This is a genomic window from Actinomadura sp. 9N215 (assembly GCF_044326345.1).
GTDB lineage: Bacteria > Actinomycetota > Actinomycetes > Streptosporangiales > Streptosporangiaceae > Spirillospora.
In genome coordinates this window covers 88,868-103,323 of record NZ_JBIRBA010000037.1, presented here as the reverse complement: position 1 = coordinate 103,323, position 14,456 = coordinate 88,868, and the positions used below count along the sequence as shown (strand labels likewise).

General features: G+C 68.9%; 17 protein-coding genes. 11 read left to right on the top strand and 6 right to left on the bottom strand.

All coding sequences use genetic code 11. From position 1 onward, the window contains the following. The 3 genes from fxsT to ACH34T_RS39830 form a co-directional block, all read right to left on the bottom strand. The coding region (gene fxsT / locus ACH34T_RS39840; RefSeq protein ID WP_396026186.1) for an FxSxx-COOH system tetratricopeptide repeat protein at nucleotides 1-2,318 on the bottom strand (2,318 nt) is incomplete at its 3' end. Continuing rightward, complete coding sequence (locus ACH34T_RS39835) at nucleotides 2,315-2,653, bottom strand: hypothetical protein (RefSeq protein ID WP_396026185.1); 339 nt, start codon at nucleotides 2,651-2,653, stop codon at nucleotides 2,315-2,317. The genes ACH34T_RS39835 and fxsT, both read right to left, overlap by 4 nt. Nucleotides 2,654-2,864: 211 nt before the next feature. After that, nucleotides 2,865-3,797, bottom strand: coding sequence for an AAA family ATPase (locus ACH34T_RS39830; RefSeq protein WP_396026184.1), 933 nt, complete (start codon nucleotides 3,795-3,797; stop codon nucleotides 2,865-2,867). 154 nt (nucleotides 3,798-3,951) lie between these two features. Here ACH34T_RS39830 and ACH34T_RS39825 point away from each other — a divergent pair, with 154 nt between their 5' ends. Then, nucleotides 3,952-4,191 (top strand): hypothetical protein, encoded by a 240-nt coding sequence (locus ACH34T_RS39825; RefSeq protein WP_396026183.1) that lies wholly within the window; start codon nucleotides 3,952-3,954, stop codon nucleotides 4,189-4,191. 660 nt (nucleotides 4,192-4,851) lie between these two features. On the opposite strand, the gene ACH34T_RS39820 is transcribed toward ACH34T_RS39825, so the two are convergent. The 3 genes from ACH34T_RS39820 to ACH34T_RS39810 form a co-directional block, all read right to left on the bottom strand. Next, entirely contained in the window at nucleotides 4,852-5,439 is a 588-nt protein-coding gene (locus tag ACH34T_RS39820; RefSeq protein WP_396026182.1) for a guanylate kinase, read from the bottom strand. Continuing rightward, a complete protein-coding gene (locus ACH34T_RS39815) occupies nucleotides 5,436-6,401 on the bottom strand; it encodes an AAA family ATPase (protein WP_396026181.1) in 966 nt (321 codons plus the stop codon). Before ACH34T_RS39815 ends, ACH34T_RS39820 begins: the two co-directional genes overlap by 4 nt. Before the next feature lie 336 nt (nucleotides 6,402-6,737). Next, nucleotides 6,738-7,133, bottom strand: a complete 396-nt coding sequence (locus ACH34T_RS39810) for a winged helix-turn-helix domain-containing protein (protein ID WP_396026180.1) — start codon at nucleotides 7,131-7,133, stop codon at nucleotides 6,738-6,740. 133 nt (nucleotides 7,134-7,266) lie between these two features. On the opposite strand from ACH34T_RS39810, the gene ACH34T_RS39805 reads away from it, so the two are divergent. From ACH34T_RS39805 to ACH34T_RS39760, 10 genes are all read left to right on the top strand, one after another. Next, the gene (locus tag ACH34T_RS39805) at nucleotides 7,267-7,644 is read left to right on the top strand and encodes a hypothetical protein (protein WP_396026179.1); all 378 of its coding nucleotides are present in this window, start codon (nucleotides 7,267-7,269) and stop codon (nucleotides 7,642-7,644) included. Between the two features lie 528 nt (nucleotides 7,645-8,172). Then, nucleotides 8,173-8,988: an FtsK/SpoIIIE domain-containing protein gene (locus ACH34T_RS39800; protein WP_396026178.1), complete on the top strand. Its 816-nt coding sequence runs from the start codon at nucleotides 8,173-8,175 to the stop codon at nucleotides 8,986-8,988. Nucleotides 8,989-9,084: 96 nt separating this feature from the next. Then, the gene (locus ACH34T_RS39795; RefSeq protein WP_396026177.1) at nucleotides 9,085-9,393 is read left to right on the top strand and encodes a hypothetical protein; all 309 of its coding nucleotides are present in this window, start codon (nucleotides 9,085-9,087) and stop codon (nucleotides 9,391-9,393) included. Further along, a complete protein-coding gene (locus ACH34T_RS39790; RefSeq protein ID WP_396026176.1) occupies nucleotides 9,390-10,172 on the top strand; it encodes a DUF2637 domain-containing protein in 783 nt (260 codons plus the stop codon). The genes ACH34T_RS39795 and ACH34T_RS39790 overlap by 4 nt, the downstream gene beginning before the upstream one ends. A gap of 17 nt (nucleotides 10,173-10,189) precedes the next feature. Further along, the gene (locus ACH34T_RS39785) at nucleotides 10,190-10,606 is read left to right on the top strand and encodes a hypothetical protein (RefSeq protein ID WP_396026175.1); all 417 of its coding nucleotides are present in this window, start codon (nucleotides 10,190-10,192) and stop codon (nucleotides 10,604-10,606) included. Beyond that, nucleotides 10,606-10,755, top strand: coding sequence for a hypothetical protein (locus tag ACH34T_RS39780; protein WP_395991284.1), 150 nt, complete (start codon nucleotides 10,606-10,608; stop codon nucleotides 10,753-10,755). The genes ACH34T_RS39785 and ACH34T_RS39780 overlap by 1 nt, the downstream gene beginning before the upstream one ends. A 14-nt stretch (nucleotides 10,756-10,769) precedes the next feature. After that, on the top strand, nucleotides 10,770-10,925 hold the full coding sequence (locus ACH34T_RS39775; RefSeq protein ID WP_396026174.1) for a hypothetical protein: 156 nt from the start codon (nucleotides 10,770-10,772) through the stop codon (nucleotides 10,923-10,925). A 152-nt stretch (nucleotides 10,926-11,077) separates the two neighbouring features. Next, nucleotides 11,078-12,445: a replication initiator gene (locus ACH34T_RS39770; RefSeq protein ID WP_396026173.1), complete on the top strand. Its 1,368-nt coding sequence runs from the start codon at nucleotides 11,078-11,080 to the stop codon at nucleotides 12,443-12,445. Further along, nucleotides 12,442-12,621 (top strand): helix-turn-helix domain-containing protein, encoded by a 180-nt coding sequence (locus tag ACH34T_RS39765; RefSeq protein WP_396026172.1) that lies wholly within the window; start codon nucleotides 12,442-12,444, stop codon nucleotides 12,619-12,621. Before ACH34T_RS39770 ends, ACH34T_RS39765 begins: the two co-directional genes overlap by 4 nt. After that, nucleotides 12,621-14,168, top strand: a complete 1,548-nt coding sequence (locus ACH34T_RS39760; RefSeq protein ID WP_396026171.1) for a tyrosine-type recombinase/integrase — start codon at nucleotides 12,621-12,623, stop codon at nucleotides 14,166-14,168. Before ACH34T_RS39765 ends, ACH34T_RS39760 begins: the two co-directional genes overlap by 1 nt. The last annotated feature ends 288 nt before the right edge of the window (nucleotides 14,169-14,456 follow it).

Below are 14,456 nucleotides of genomic sequence, written 5' to 3'. Positions count from 1 at the left end.
TGGGGACCGTAGGCGGCCTCGGTAATCGCCAATGCTCGCTCTTCCAGCGGTTTGGCCTGATCGGGCTGGCCCAGGTCGCGGTAGGTGGCGGCGAGGTTCCCCAGAATGGTGGCGGCGGTGGGGTGGTGGGGACCGTAGGCGGCCTCGGTAATCGCCAATGCTCGCTCTTCCAGCGGTTTGGCCTGATCGGGCTGGCCCAGGTCGCGGTAGGTGGCGGCGAGGTTCCCCAGAATGGTGGCGGCGGTGGGGTGGTGGGGACCGTAGGCGGCCTCGGTAATCGCCAATGCTCGCTCTTCCAGCGGTTTGGCCTGATCGGGCTGGCCCAGGTCGCGGTAGGTGGCGGCGAGGTTCCCCAGAATGGTGGCGGCGGTGGGGTGGTGGGGACCGTAGGCGGCCTCGGTAATCGCCAATGCTCGCTCTTCCAGCGGTTTGGCCTGATCGGGCTGGCCCAGGTCGCGGTAGGTGGCGGCGAGGTTCCCCAGAATGGTGGCGGCGGTGGGGTGGTCGGGACCGTAGGCGGCCTCGGTTATCGCCAATGCTCGCTCTTCCAGCGGTTTGGCCTGATCGGGCTGGCCCAGGTCGCGGTAGGTGCTGGCGAGGTTCCCCAGTCTGGTGGCGACGTCGGGGTGGTCGGGACCGTAGGCGGCCTCGGCAATCGCCAACGCTCGCTCTTCCAGCGGCTTGGCCTCACCGGGCTGCCCCAGGTCGCTGTAGATAGCGGCGAGGTTCCCCAGTCTGGTGGCGACGTCGGGGTGGTCGGGACCGTAGGCGGCCTCGGCAATCGCCAACGCTCGCTCTTCCAGCGGCTTGGCCTCACCGGGCTGCCCCAGGTCGCGGTAGGTGGCGGCGAGGTTCCCCAGACTGGCGGCGACGTTGGGGTGGTCGGGACCGTAGGCGGCCTCGGCTATCGCAACGGCGGTGGTGAGCAGCCGTTGTGCCTGCAGGGCTTGGCCCTGGACAAGATAGAAGAGCGCAGTTTGGTTGAGCAGCGCTCCCAGGTCGGCGGGCTCCTCCCCAACGGGGTACCGGCTGGCGGTCGGTTCAACGTGCGGGAGCAGAGCCCGCCAACGCGGCCAGCCGTCAATATTGGACTGTGGACCGGAGGGCAGTACAGCCAGAAGAGCGGCCAGAGCTGCATCCCTAGGCTCCGGGCCTGGGGTGGCGTGGAGGATGACGGCCTGGGTGAGACGATGCATGCTGATCAGGTCGCTTGTCAGTGTGATCATGCTGTGGGACGCCAGAACCCCCAGCGCCCGATCGATCGCCACCTCGTTACGACCCACCGAGGAGTAGGCCAGCAGGCGCGGGATGTCGTCGGGGTGGTAGCAGGCCAGCATTCGGATCAGCACAACAGCATCCGGCGTAGTCTCAGCCAGCGCCGTCAAGCTGAGGTCCCACAGCCGGGCAATGGTCGCCTGCGACTTGTCTCCGTCTGCGGCCGCCTCGTAAACCCGGATGGGTTGGTCCCGCAGTAACCGCAAATATCGCTCAAGCGGCGTGCTGGTCTGCTGGACGAAGGCGGCCGCCTGGTCCAGCGCCAGCGGCAGATAACCCAACTCCTCGGCAATCTGCGCCGCCAGGTCGTGCTCTACGGGGTCGGTGTGGCCGCTGACCTGCGTCAGCAACAACACCGCCGCGCCTTCGTCCAGCACGTCCAGACGCAGTGTGGTCGTGGTACCGGGCCAGCGGACATCGCGTCGGCTGGTGATTAGCACATGCCCGCCCGCCAGTACCGCCAGCCACCGCTCGATGTGCGCGGGGGCGGTCACGTTGTCGAAGACCAGCAGCCAACCAGGATGGCAGTTTAGCCAGTCCACCGCCCACCGCGCGGCCTCCTGAGGCAGGGCCTCCCGCGCCGCCGCGGGCACCAGCTTGCGCGCCAGAGTCGCCAAACCCGCCTCGACCGCCTCAGCATCATCGGCACCGATCCACCACACCACCGGGAAGCGATCCCGGCGCCGATGCACGTACTGCAACGCCAGCTCCGACTTGCCCACCCCACCCAGCCCATGCACCGCTTGCGAGATCACCACATCACTCGCCCCCGGCTGTCCCACCATGGCATCAAGGCGCTCAAGCTGCTCGGCGCGGCCGACGAACACCGGAGTTGGATCCCGCGGCACCTCCGCCACCCGTCCCGGTACCTCGACCTCAACCGGCGCCGGAAACAGCACCGGCGGTGCTGCCTGCACAGTGGTGACCTGGTTGTGGTCCCCTGTCACGATCGGCGCCTGGTTGTCGCGTTCGACTGTGGCGGAGCGGTTTCCGGTGCGGGGCTGTCCGTCCGGTTGCTGGGAGGCGGGTGGTGTGGCCGTCATTGGACCTCGTTGTTGTCCCCTGTCACGATCGGCGCCGAGTTGTCGCCCTTGATCGCGACCGATCGTTCGCCTGACGCGGGCGCCTGTCCTGGGGCAGACGGTTTAGGCGGCGTCGGCTCGGGAGACTGTGGCGGTGGTGGGGGCGTGGCTCTACGAGCCAGTATCACCCCGTACACCGCGACCACCAGCCCGGCCACACCAACAAAGAATCCCGCACTACTGGCAATCTTGTCGGCCCTGTCCAATCCGACCACGACGAAAACAACCCCGACACCGGCCAGCAGCACACCACCGGCCAGCACCCCAGCCCATCGGCCCGACCTGGAAATTGCCATGCGCCCATCATCCATCCCGGACCAAGATCACACAGAGCCATTGCTCAGAAACGCCACGAAAGACCACAACAGGCCGGGCGGTCCGGGGTGGGTCGGCCCGGAGAGGCCGCATGCCCGGCCCGGACCGACCGGCGGCGGCCGCGTAGCGGGCGCCCTTGAAGACGTAGAGAAAGTTCTCATCGGGCGCGGGGTGGGCGTCGCTGACCTGGGGTTATGTCATGAGTCTGGTGAGGGTTCGGCGGGTTTGGTCGGCGAGGCTTACGGCTGCGCCTAGGCGGTTGTCGATGGTGAGGTGTGCGGCGTCGGGTGGGTCGTCGGGGTTGAGGGTGTTGGTGTACTCGTCCCAGTTGGCGAGTTTCCAGGCGTCGCGTGGGGCGTCGCGGAGTTCGATGTACTCGTGCATGGTGTCTAGGTCGCTGTGGACCCAGATGGAGGTGACGTCTACGCCCTTGGCTTGGCAGCGGTGGGTGAGGCGTGGGAGCCAACTCGGGTTGTTGAGTTCGGCGACGAACGGGGCGGCCAGGATGATGGATACGCCGCAGTCGATGTTGCCGTAGGCGACGTTCATCAGGGAGCGGTACTCGTGGGGGCGGACCTCGGCGCGGTAGAGGTCGGTGTGGCGGTCGTGTTGGTCGGCTCCGAGTGAGATGAGCAGGCGTTCGGTCATGCGGCGAGTGAGCGCGTCCTTGTCCAGGATGGCCCAGCCTGTGAGGTCGGAGAGGAAGCGGGCGAACTCGGTCTTGCCGGATCCGGCGTAGCCGCCGACCAGGATCAGGATGGGGTTGCCTCCGGCGTTGGCGACGGCTCGGCCGTGCCAGGCGTTGGCGACGCGGGCCTTGAGTGGTTCGGCTCCCGGGAAGAAGGTTGAGAGGTCGAACGGGGTGCCGTCCTGGTCGGGCGTGTGGCCGTGGGCTTGGGCGGCCATGCGTTCTAGGACGAGCAGCGGGACGTTGTGCGCGCGGGCGAGGTAGGGCAACCAGTCGTCAGGGATGCGTAGGCCGCGTTCCCAGCGGGACACCTCGTGTCGGGTGAGTGTGTCAGTACCGGCGAGGTCGCAGAGTTGGGCGGCTAAGGCGCGTTGGCTTCTGCTGCCGCGTAGGCGGGCCAGGTACGCGCCGAATGCTTGTCGTGCCTCGGTGGTCATGGGCGACTACCTCCCGTCACCAAGTGTGGCCCCCGGCTGGCCCCCTGTCAGGCTCCTTTGTAAATCGCGGGGCGGCGAGACGCTGGCGGGGCGGTTGACGACATGCCGCGCGGGCCGCTCCGGCTCGAAGACGAACCCCATGAGGAATCCCGCGATGGAAACGCGTGCGCAGACTGATGACCCGGTGCTCCGCCGGCTCCGGGAGGAGTTCACCGGACACCGGATATGGCGGTCTCGGCGGTGGGACGGGGGTCCTGGCGAATGGGTCGCGACCCTGCTCGACCCTGCCGCCGGTGTCGACGCCACGGTGATGCGCCCGAACTCGGCGGAGTTGCGTGAGGCGCTGGTCCAGGAGGGGCGGCGCGCGGGGTGTGAGACGAAGAGGGCCTGGTGATGGTGGCGTGGACTCCCCCACCGTCACCGGATGGGGCCGCGTCTGGGCGCGGTGCGGCCCCGGGGGAGGTTGAGGCGGCGCGGCGGGTGCTTGTTCCCCCGGATGCACCGGCCGCGCTGCCTCGGCCGCTCATGGCGCGTCTGCTGCTCAACCGGCTTGGGCGGGCGCTGCGGCGTGAGGGGTGGGTGGCGGAACGCCGATACGGCGAGACCATCCGACTGCTGCGAGTCTGCTCCGCGGACACGCCCAGCATCCGGGACAGCATCGCCGTTGTCCGGGGTGATGGCGGGTGGTGGTTCCGGTCGAGCACCGGGCAACTGCTTGCGCCGTGCTCGGATGTCGACCTGGCGGTGTCGGAGGTTTCGGCTCTGCTCGGGCCGTGGGTGTCGGCGGCGGGCTCCTCCGGGAGGACGGGCGAGGGCTGATGGATGCCGGGGCGGCCCTGGATGAGGTAGCGGAGCGCTACGGGGTCCTGTGCTGGCTCGGCCGTTACACCCGGACGTATTGGGCGCTGGTGTATGGGGGCGGTGGGTGGCGGCTGGTGGAGGCGGTGTCAGTCCGAGAGCTGGCCACGGCTATCACGCATCCTGACGGGTGGCCGTGGCCCAGATGACCGCGCGGCGGGTAGTGGTGGGGCCGGTACCTGCCGCGCGGTCATCGCTATTCGAGGTCGGGCGGGATGGTGATGGGGTGTTCGGGGCCGGTGGTCACGGTGGCGAGGATACGGCGGGCCGTGTCGGCGGGGTCGGTCTGGTCGGTGCGGATGAGCAGGTTGAAGACTGGGTCGGTGGTGGTGTGGAGGTCGTTGCGTGTCTCGTCCCATGCCTGGAGGCGGTTGGGGGTGTCGGCGTCGCCGCGGTGCTTGGAACGGTCGGCGCAGACGGCTCGGGGAATCCAGAGAAGGACGGCCGTCCAGTCGAATGGGACGGCGGCGCGCAGGCGTTGCAGGTCGGCGAGGTTGCCCATGTGGACGACGGGGATCTTGTCGGCCTCGACCAGGGCGGCAATGTCGTCGCGGTCGATGGCGTAGACGTTGCCGTAGCGGTGGGTCTCGACCACCAGGCGGCCGGTGGTGCGGAGGTTCTCAAGGTCCGCGGACGTCACGTAGCGGTAGCCGATGTTGCGGCCGGTGCCGACTTTCAGCTTGGGCTGGAGGGTGTACCGGCCGTCCAGGCGCGCCAGCTCGGCGGTGATGGTGTCCTTGCCGCTGGCTGGCGGGCCGTAGAGGATCACGCCGGGGCTGGTCATGGGAGGACTCTACGCAGCGCTTCCCTGGTCTGGTCGGCGATGCTGATTGCTGCGCCTAGGCGGTTGTCGACAGTGAGGTGAACGCCGGGCGGGCTGGCCTGAGTGTCGAGAGTGCTGGCGTACTCGTCCCAGTTGGCGAGTTTCCAGGCGTCGCGAGGGGCGTCCCGGAACTCGATGTACTCGCGCATGGAGTCGACGTCGCACCGGACCCAGATCACGGCGACGTCCACGCCCTTGGCCTTGCATCGGTTGGTGAGGCGGCTCAACCAGGCTTCGTTTTTCAACTCGGCGATGAATGGGGCGGCGAGGATCGTGGATATGCCGCAGTCGATGTTGTCGTTTGCGGTGTCCATGAGGCACTTGTATTCGAGTGGCCTGACCTCGTTCAGATAGAGGTCGGTGTGGCGGTCATGGGGGTCGCCGTCCATGGAAATCAACAGGCGTTCAGTGAGTCGTCGGGTTAGCGAGTCCTTGTCGAGAAATGCCCAGCCTGAGACGTCGCCTAGGAAGCGCGCGAATTCTGTTTTGCCTGATCCGGCGTAGCCGCCGACCAGGGCGAGAGTCGTTGTCGCGAGGCTGCCGCTCATGGCTCGGCCTCGCCATGCGCTGACCATTCGCGCTTTGAGCGCGTCGCCGGCGGTGGGGTCCTGGCCCTGGGTCTGGTCGGAGACCCGGTTCAGGCCCTGGGTGATCGTGTTGGCAGCGTCCTCGGTGGCTGCGGGGGTTAGTGGGCTGGGCAACGGGAGGGTGAGGTCTCCAGTTTCTTCGGCAGGGAGAGGGGGGCGAAAGCCAAGCTCGGGCTCAGTGGTCTCGTACAGGAGGCAGTAGGCGCGGCGATAGTGGGGGCCTGGGTACATGGTGCCGCTCTCGTGGCCCCATAGCGTTTGGAAGTTCGCCGCGACTCTGAGCCCTCCTCGGTCGGCGACTTGGCGCAACTTGTCGCCTGCGGCCTCAAGAGTCAAACCGTGGCTCTCCCGGCGCTCACGGAGCCTGTGCGGCTGCCAACCTTTTCGCTGCCTTGTTGTGGTCAACTTCCGGCCTTTCGCTCGCGCAGATATCGGCCCATGTCGGGCAGGCGCGTTGTCTGCTTGGGGGACGTGAAGCGGGCGTATAAACGGACGTGTAAGAACCCGATGACGCATTAGTGATGGGCTCTGCGCGCCTCCTGAACTGAAATATCGGTGTGCCGAACGAGAGAACGGATCAAGACGGGAGGCGGTCACCGATGGCGGCGGACGGCGAGCATGGGCGAACACCTCGGGAACTGCTGGGCGAGATCCTTGCCGAGTTGGACGACCTTACTTGCCGGGTCGATCAGTTGGCGGAGGCTCTGGAAACACGCTCCGCTCAATCCGGGCGACGCGTTCGCCGAGGTCGCGGACAGCGGCCAGTACTTCCGTGAGTTGCCTCGTTGTGGCGTCGCCCTCAACGGTGGACGGCGTGGCCTGGGCGGCTGCGCGGGCGTCTGCTTTGTCGCGGACGAATACGCCCTTGCCCTGCTGGCCGATCACGAGACCTTCGGTCCGCAACACGCTGATGGCGGCCTTCACGACTCCGGCGGACACCTCGTACTCGTCGCGGAGTCGAGCCGTCGACGGCAAGGACCGTCCCGGGGGCAGTCGTCCGTCGCCGATCTGTTGCCGCAGGTCATCGGCTATCTGGAGATATCCGGGCCGTCCGGTCCTCTTGACCATCGTCCGCCTTCCATCGGGGGCCTGCCTCAAGTTCAGCACAACCGACCGGCCAAGAAAACCATGGCGTCCTTGACAGCTTGGACGACCAAGTAGACTATGTTGTCTAAGTAGACAACGAACCTCGGAGGTTCTCGTGCGCAACATTCCGGTGGACGTGTCGGCGCTGACGTTCGTGTGCGTCTCGGCTCCGCGTCCCAAACTCCTCGACCAGGACACGGGCGAAGTCAAGGTCGACCGCAACGGACAGACGGTGTTCACCGTGGGCCTGTCCGCCGCCGACGCCACGGGCAGGGTGGACCTGCTCAACGTCTCGGTGCCTGGCGAACAGCCAGTGACCATCGGCGAGATCGTCACGCCGGTCGGGCTGGTGGCGTTCCCGTGGGAGGCCGTTCTGGGTGGTGAGAAGCGGTTCGGCGTGGCCTTCCGCGCTGAGCGGGTCGCCCCGGTCTCCTCGACCGGTCCCACCTCGCCCTCGTCAGCGTCGGGGTCCGCTGCGGCGGACGTGGCCTGAACGGCGGCCCGATCATGACTGACATGGTCCTGGTGCTCGGGGTCCTGGCCGCCGTCACGGCGGTCGGACTCTGGGCCTGGCGCCGGTGGCACCCGGTCTCGTTCTGGTACGGCGCAGGGTTTCCGGCCCGGGCGGTTCTGGTGTATCTGACCTGGCATCACGTCGCCTCGGGCTGCAAGCTCACGCGCAACCGGCGGCGGTTCCGGCTCACCCTGGACGCCGTCCCCGTGGTGGGCCCGGCAAGCCGTAACGCGGCGACCGTGGTCGAGCAGAGGCGGCGGGTGCGGCGTGTCGATGTCGAGCGCGCTCCGCGGCTGGGTCTGCTGCGGCCTACCCGGCTGGGCTGGCGGATGCGGCTGCGGCTGCATGACGGGCAAGTCCCGGCCGACTACGAGAAGGCGGCGGAAGGGATCGCGCACGCCTGGCGGGTGCATTCGGTGCGGGTGGTCGACGTGCGGCCCGGGTTCGTCACGCTGTGGGCGACCATGCGTGACCCGCTGGTGGACGTGGTCGCCGAGCCGGAGACCGGTGAACCTGACGGTGCGTCCCGGCAAGCTGGAGAACGGGCACGACTGGGTGATCGACTTCCGCACCGTGCCGCACTGGATCAACGCCGGGGCGACCCAGTCCGGCAAGTCCAACCTCGCCAACGCCCTGATCAAGGGCCTGGCGCCGCAACCGGTCGCGCTCGTCGGGTTCGACCTCAAGGGCGGCGTGGAGTTCACCCCCTACGCGCCTCGCCTGTCGGCGCTGGCCACCACCCGCAAAGAGTCGGTTGACCTGCTGGCCGACCTGGTCGGCGAGGTCGAGAACCGCATGGCGCTGTGCCGCACACACGGTGCCCGCAACGTCTGGACGCTCCCCGAGCAGCTGCGGCCGGTGCCGGTCGTGGTCCTGGTGGACGAGGTCGCCGAACTGTTCCTGATGGCCGACAAGTCCGAGAAAGACCAGGTGGCGCGGACCGCTACCGCGCTGCTGCGCCTCGCCCAGCTCGGCCGGGCCTTCGCGGTCTACCTGGTGGTCTGCGGACAACGCATCGGTTCGGACCTGGGTCCCGGTGTGACCGCGCTGCGGGCGCAGTTGTCGGGGCGGGTGTGCCACCGGGTCAACGACCCCGAGACGGCGAACATGACGCTCGGGGACCTGGACCCGGCCGCCGAAGACGCGGCCCGCGCGATCCCGGCCGAGACTCCGGGGGTGTGCGTGGTCGCCGGTCAAGACGGCTCCTGGCACCGGGCCCGATCGGTCTACGTCCCCGAATCCGCCGCCGAGCAAGCCGCCCGTGACCACGCTCACCTGACCCCCGACTGGGACGCGCTGATCGGCTCGGTCCCGACCGCGTAGCCCGGCTCCTCTTCCCTCCCCTTTGGCTCGGCGTGAGCCCTGATCGCGCCACGTCCCTACCCGACCCATGCCCGAAACCGACTCTGGAGGCTCCCGATGGCCGTCCGCGTCCTCGCTCTTCGTCCCCGTCCCCGTCCTCGGTTCGTCGTCGTCGTCTCGTCCGGCTCGTCCTCGCCGTCGTCCTCGGACTCGTCCCGGCCGTCCCCGGTCTCGTCCTGGGACGTGTGGCCGGTCGGCGTCGAGTGGGACGAGTTCGGTTCACTGCACCTCGCGCGGTGCCAGCGCTGCGCGGACTCGTTCGCCTCGTCCCGGGCGGCCGAAGTTGACGACTGGGCCGACACGCACCGGTGTGACGCCGAACTGGCCGCGCTGCTCGCGCTCGTCACCGACCGGCGGGCCGCATGAGTCGCCGAGTCTTCGCAGCGGTGGCCGACTCCGGGCCGGTCGTGGTGCTGGCCGCGATCGCGGCGGCGGGGTCGTTCACCCACATCCGCGACACCGCCACCGAACACGGCCAACACGGCTGGATGGCCTGGGCCATCGCGGTCTGCATCGACCTGACCTGCGTCATGGCCGCGGGGGAGCGCCAGCGCGACAAGCGCACCGGACGCCACACGGGACGGCTGACCTGGCCGACTCTCGTCCTGGTCGGCGGCATCCTGCTCTCGCTGGCCGCCAACCTCGCACAAGCCGACCCGTCGGTGTGGGGCTGGATCACCGCCGGGACACCGGCGGGCGCGTTCCTAGTCGCCGTCTCCATGCTCGAACGCCGAAAAGCCGGCACCCCGACGGCGGCGCGGCCCTCGCCAGTCCCGGACTCCTTCGGCCGCCCGGACCTCCCCCCGTCCCCGTCCCCGTGGGTGGTGTGGGAGGACGACCGTCCCACGGTCACCGCTGCCGCCCCGGCCACACAGGACGGCACCGACCAGGACCAGGGCACGGACGCGAAGGCCGGACAGACCGCCATCCCCGTCCCCGTCCAGCAACCGACCGCGCACTCCTCGTCCTCGGCGGCTGCGGCGGGGCCGCTGGTCGACTTCGCGCGCCGTGTCGCCACCGAACACCACACCGAACACGGACGGCCGATCACCCGTGACGCGCTCCGCGCCCGCCTCGGCGTGTCCAACCAACTCGCCTCTGACCTGCTCCGCGAAATCCGCACCGAAACCGCGTCCATCGCCTGACCACTGGAGGAACCACCATGACCGCGCCCACCAACCCGACCGGCCAGACCGCGCCGATCGTGCCCGGTGACCTGTTCGCCCGCCACCAGACCATCACCGGCCTGCGCGCCCTGGCCGACTTCCTAGAAGCCAACCCCGGCGTGCCGGTCAACGAGTACGGCCACGACTTCCACTTCAGCGCCCGGACCAGCGACGACGCCTCGGCCGTGGCGCTGGTCGACCGAACCGCCGCACTACTGGGCGTCGACGTCACCGACGACCGCGACCGCGGCAGGCACTACATCGCTACTCGCACCTTCGGCCGCATCACCTACCGCATCGTGCACATCCCCGAACGGCAGATGCACGAGTACGACGCCCGCGACAGCTACCGGACCAACGTCGTCGTCGACACCGGCCAGGACGACGGCGAGAACACCGGTCGGGCGGCCTGATGACCACCGACCAGCACCCGCACCCGCCGCGCATACCCGTCCGGCTCGTCGGGCTCCTCGTGGGCTGGGTCTGCGGCACCTGCGGCGGGGGCGGCGTCGCCTCCGACGGCTCCACCTGCCCCGACTGCAACGGCCACGGCCACACCTGACAGGAGACCCACTGATGTTCCTGCGCCGCTGCGCTTTCGCCTGCTTCTGGCTCCTCCTGGGCCTGTTCCTGGTGCGCCAGCCCGAACGCGCCGCACACGCCACCCGTGCCCTCATCGGCGGCCTGGCCCTGGTCGCTGACGCACTTGCCCGGTTCACCTCCGCCTTCTGACACCCGGCGTGGCCGCAGTCGCCGGCAAGCACACGCGGCCACGCCGGGCCCATCCCGCTACCCGCATCCACGGATAGGGAGACCCGTTCATCGTGCCTCACCCTGCCCCACCCGTCACCGCTCCACCCGTCACCGAGGTTGCTGCCCGGGACATGGCGGCTCGGTACAACCGGCCCGACTTCCGCGCCTGGGCACGCCGCGCGCACACCACCGGCGGCTGCGCCCAACCCGTCCACCTGCGCGGCCGCATCACCCACCTGGACCCGGCCACCGGCCAGATCCTGCACCACTACTCGACCGCGCGGGAACCGGGCGGAGTGCTGCGCGTGGCGTGCAAGACCCGCCGGGCGTCCCGCTGCCCGGCCTGCGCCGAGACCTACCGCGCCGACACCTACCAACTCATCCGCGCCGGACTGGTCGGCGGCAAAGGCGTCCCCGCGACCGTCACCACCCACCCGGCCGCCTTCGTCACCCTCACCGCACCCTCCTTCGGCCCCGTGCACACCCGCCGCACCGGAAAGACCGGCGCCGTGGTGGCATGCCGTCCCCGACGCGGCGGCGGCACCTGCCCGCACGGACGGCCCGTGTCCTGCACCGCCCGGCACTCGACCGCTGACGCGCGCCTCGGACAGCCGATCTGCCCGGACTGCTTCGACTACGCCGGGGCCGTGCTGTGGAACGCGCACGCCCCCGAACTATGGCGCCGGTTCACCATGGCGTTCCGCCGCTACGTCGCACGTTCCGCAGGCCTGCGCGTCTCAGACCTGCGCGAGGTCCTCACCGTCTCGTTCGCCAAAGTCGCCGAGTACCAGCGCCGCGGCCTGGTCCACTTTCACGCCGTCATCCGCTTCGACGGACCCGGCGGCCCGACCGCCGCCCCACCCTCCTGGGCCACCCTCAACCTGCTCAACGCGGGCGTGGACCATGCGGCCGGAGCAGTGACGGTGTCGACTCCGGCGGCGGGCGATGTCCCGGCCAAAGAGCATGTGTGGGGCGCACAGATCGACGTCCGACCGATCACCACCACCGGAGACCTGACCGATACCGCCGTGGCGGGCTACATCGCCAAGTACGCCACAAAGGCGGCGGAGTGCGTCGGCACCCTCGACCGCCGCATACGCCCCACCGACAACCCGGCCGACCTACCCGTGAGCGGGCACGCGCGGCGGCTCATCACCGAATGCCTCCGCTTGAGTGCGCTCGACGAATACGCGGGCCTGCGGCTGGCCGAGTGGGCGCACATGCTCGGCTTCCGCGGCCACTTCTCCACCAAATCCCGCCGCTACTCGGTCACCCTCGGCCGCCTCCGCACCGACCGGATCGAGCACAACCGCCGCGAACACGGCGAGGTCACCACCGGCCGCCTTCCGTTCGACGACGACCAGGTCCTAGTGATCGCCCACTGGCGCTACCTCGGCCAGGGACTGACGCCCGGCGAAGCGCTCCTGACCGCTGCCCCCACCGGCAAACCCTTGCCGTCCCTCGGCCCGTCCGCCCTTTCCTCAAGGAGCCCTGCGTGACCGACCTGGTCCTGACCGTCGATGAAGCGGCTGAACGGCTCCGGGTGAGCCGCTGGACGCTCTACAAGCTCATCCGCTCCAACCAGCTCCGGACGGTCAAGATCGGCCGTCGCCGTCTCGTTCCCGCCAACGCCCTCGCCGAATGCCTCGACCAGCTCACGGAGGTGGCTGCCTGATGACTGTCACGTTGATCGCTGTCCCGGACGAACCCGAAGAGACGCCGGGCTCCAAGCCTCGCAAGAGCCGCTCGCGCAAGCGGGCTAATGGGGAAGGGACGATCTACCAGCGAAAGGACGGGCGGTACGAGGGCGCGGCCTTCGTCCCGACCACCGCTGGCACATTCAAGCGCGTTCGCCTCTACGGCCGGACGCGTGACGACGTGCGGCGCAAGCTGACCAAGCTCTTGGAGCAAGCCGACCAGGGTATCCCCGTGTCGGCCGAGAGCTGGACCGTAGAGCAATACCTCACGTACTGGCTGGACAACGTCGTTCGGCCGGAGCGCAAGCCTCGGACGGCGCAGGGGTACGAGGGCGTCATCCGCCTCTACCTCGTCCCGGAACTGGGAAAGAAGCGGCTCGGCAAGCTGGCCGTGCGTGACGTCCGGGCCTTCATCAACCGTGTCCGGGCGCAGTGCCTTTGCTGCAAGCACGGGCTGGACGCGTCCCGTGACGTGCCCCGGTGCTGTGCCCCCAAGGGCGGGCAGTGCTGCGAGTCGCACCCGTCGGTGCGCATGGTCCAGTCGATTCACGCCGTGCTGCGCAACGCGCTGGAGTCGGCCGTCCGTGAGGAGGTCATCCCGCGCAACGTGGCCAAGCTCGTCAAGGTCGGCGCACCCAAGTACAAGGTGAACCGGGGGCTCACGGTCGACCAGGCGCGCCACGTCCTCAAAGCGGCGCAGAACGAACGGCTCTACGCGCTCTACGTCCTCGCTCTCTGCCTCGGCCTGCGCCGCGGGGAACTGCTCGGCCTGCGCTGGGAGGACGTCACTCTCGTGTCGTGCCGCGCCTGCGCCGGGGAGGGCGGCGAGGTCGACGGCGCAGAGTGCCAGACCTGCGCCGGAAGCGGCATCGAAAGCGCCACGCTCGAAGTCGTTCAGACGCTCCAACGGGTCGGGGGAGCGCTGCGGTTCGTCCGTCCCAAGACTGACGACTCCGAGCGAACCATTCCGCTGCCTCCCGTCTGCATCACCGCTCTGTGCGAGCACAAGGTGAAACAGACGGCCGAACGGGCGGACGCTTGGAACGACTGGGAGGACAACGGCCTCGTGTTCCCGTCCCGACGTGGGACGCCCATGGAGCCGGACAACCTACGCCGGAGTTGGGGACGCGTCCGGGCGGCGGCGGGCCTGGAGTCGATGCGCTTTCACGACATGCGCCACACCTGCGTCTCGCTCCTGCTTCACCTGGGCATCGCGCCGAATGTCGTCCGCGAAATTGTGGGGCACAGTGACATTGAGGTGACCATGACGATTTACGCTCACACCTCGCTCGATGACAAACGGGCGGCGCTGCGGAAGCTGGGGGGATGCGCTCGGCTAGGGGCGTTGCCGTCAGGGTTGCCGTCAAAAGGCCCGGAACCGAGAATGGTTCCGGGCCTTTTGGCTGGTCAAGAGAGTGGGCAGGGGCGGGGTCGAACCGCCGACCTTCCGCTTTTCAGGTCACAACGCCTGAGCGCTGTACTGACCTGCGAAAACCCAGGTCGCTCACGAGCGAGAAGCCGATAAGCGGATTGTGTTCCCCGCCAACCTAGCACGCTACGCCACAGGGTAACTACCCGCCGTGTGGGATGGTCAAGCCTCTGTTCGGACATGGCGACGGTTGAGGACTGTTCACGCGCCGGATGGAGGGGGCCCGTGATGAGCGAGCATCACGACGCGGCACTGGTGGCGTCGCAGCAGATGCGGACACACCAGCTGGGCAGGGACGTTGACGGGGATCGTTCACGCCGACCGAGAATCCGAGTCCACCGCGGCCGGCACCGCAGCGGTCGGACGTCGTGCAGTCGATAGGCC

Bases quoted from the DNA above. Each gene is read 5' to 3' on its own strand.
- ACH34T_RS39835 (WP_396026185.1), bottom strand. From the start codon at position 2,653: ATGGCAATTTCCAGGTCGGGCCGATGGGCTGGGGTGCTGGCCGGTGGT.
- ACH34T_RS39830 (WP_396026184.1), bottom strand. From the start codon at position 3,797: ATGACCACCGAGGCACGACAAGCATTCGGCGCGTACCTGGCCCGCCTA.
- ACH34T_RS39825 (WP_396026183.1), top strand. From the start codon at position 3,952: ATGGAAACGCGTGCGCAGACTGATGACCCGGTGCTCCGCCGGCTCCGG.
- ACH34T_RS39820 (WP_396026182.1), bottom strand. From the start codon at position 5,439: ATGACCAGCCCCGGCGTGATCCTCTACGGCCCGCCAGCCAGCGGCAAG.
- ACH34T_RS39810 (WP_396026180.1), bottom strand. From the start codon at position 7,133: ATGGTCAAGAGGACCGGACGGCCCGGATATCTCCAGATAGCCGATGAC.
- ACH34T_RS39795 (WP_396026177.1), top strand. From the start codon at position 9,085: ATGGCCGTCCGCGTCCTCGCTCTTCGTCCCCGTCCCCGTCCTCGGTTC.
- ACH34T_RS39790 (WP_396026176.1), top strand. From the start codon at position 9,390: ATGAGTCGCCGAGTCTTCGCAGCGGTGGCCGACTCCGGGCCGGTCGTG.
- ACH34T_RS39785 (WP_396026175.1), top strand. From the start codon at position 10,190: ATGACCGCGCCCACCAACCCGACCGGCCAGACCGCGCCGATCGTGCCC.
- ACH34T_RS39780 (WP_395991284.1), top strand. From the start codon at position 10,606: ATGACCACCGACCAGCACCCGCACCCGCCGCGCATACCCGTCCGGCTC.
- ACH34T_RS39775 (WP_396026174.1), top strand. From the start codon at position 10,770: ATGTTCCTGCGCCGCTGCGCTTTCGCCTGCTTCTGGCTCCTCCTGGGC.
- ACH34T_RS39770 (WP_396026173.1), top strand. From the start codon at position 11,078: ATGGCGGCTCGGTACAACCGGCCCGACTTCCGCGCCTGGGCACGCCGC.
- ACH34T_RS39760 (WP_396026171.1), top strand. From the start codon at position 12,621: ATGACTGTCACGTTGATCGCTGTCCCGGACGAACCCGAAGAGACGCCG.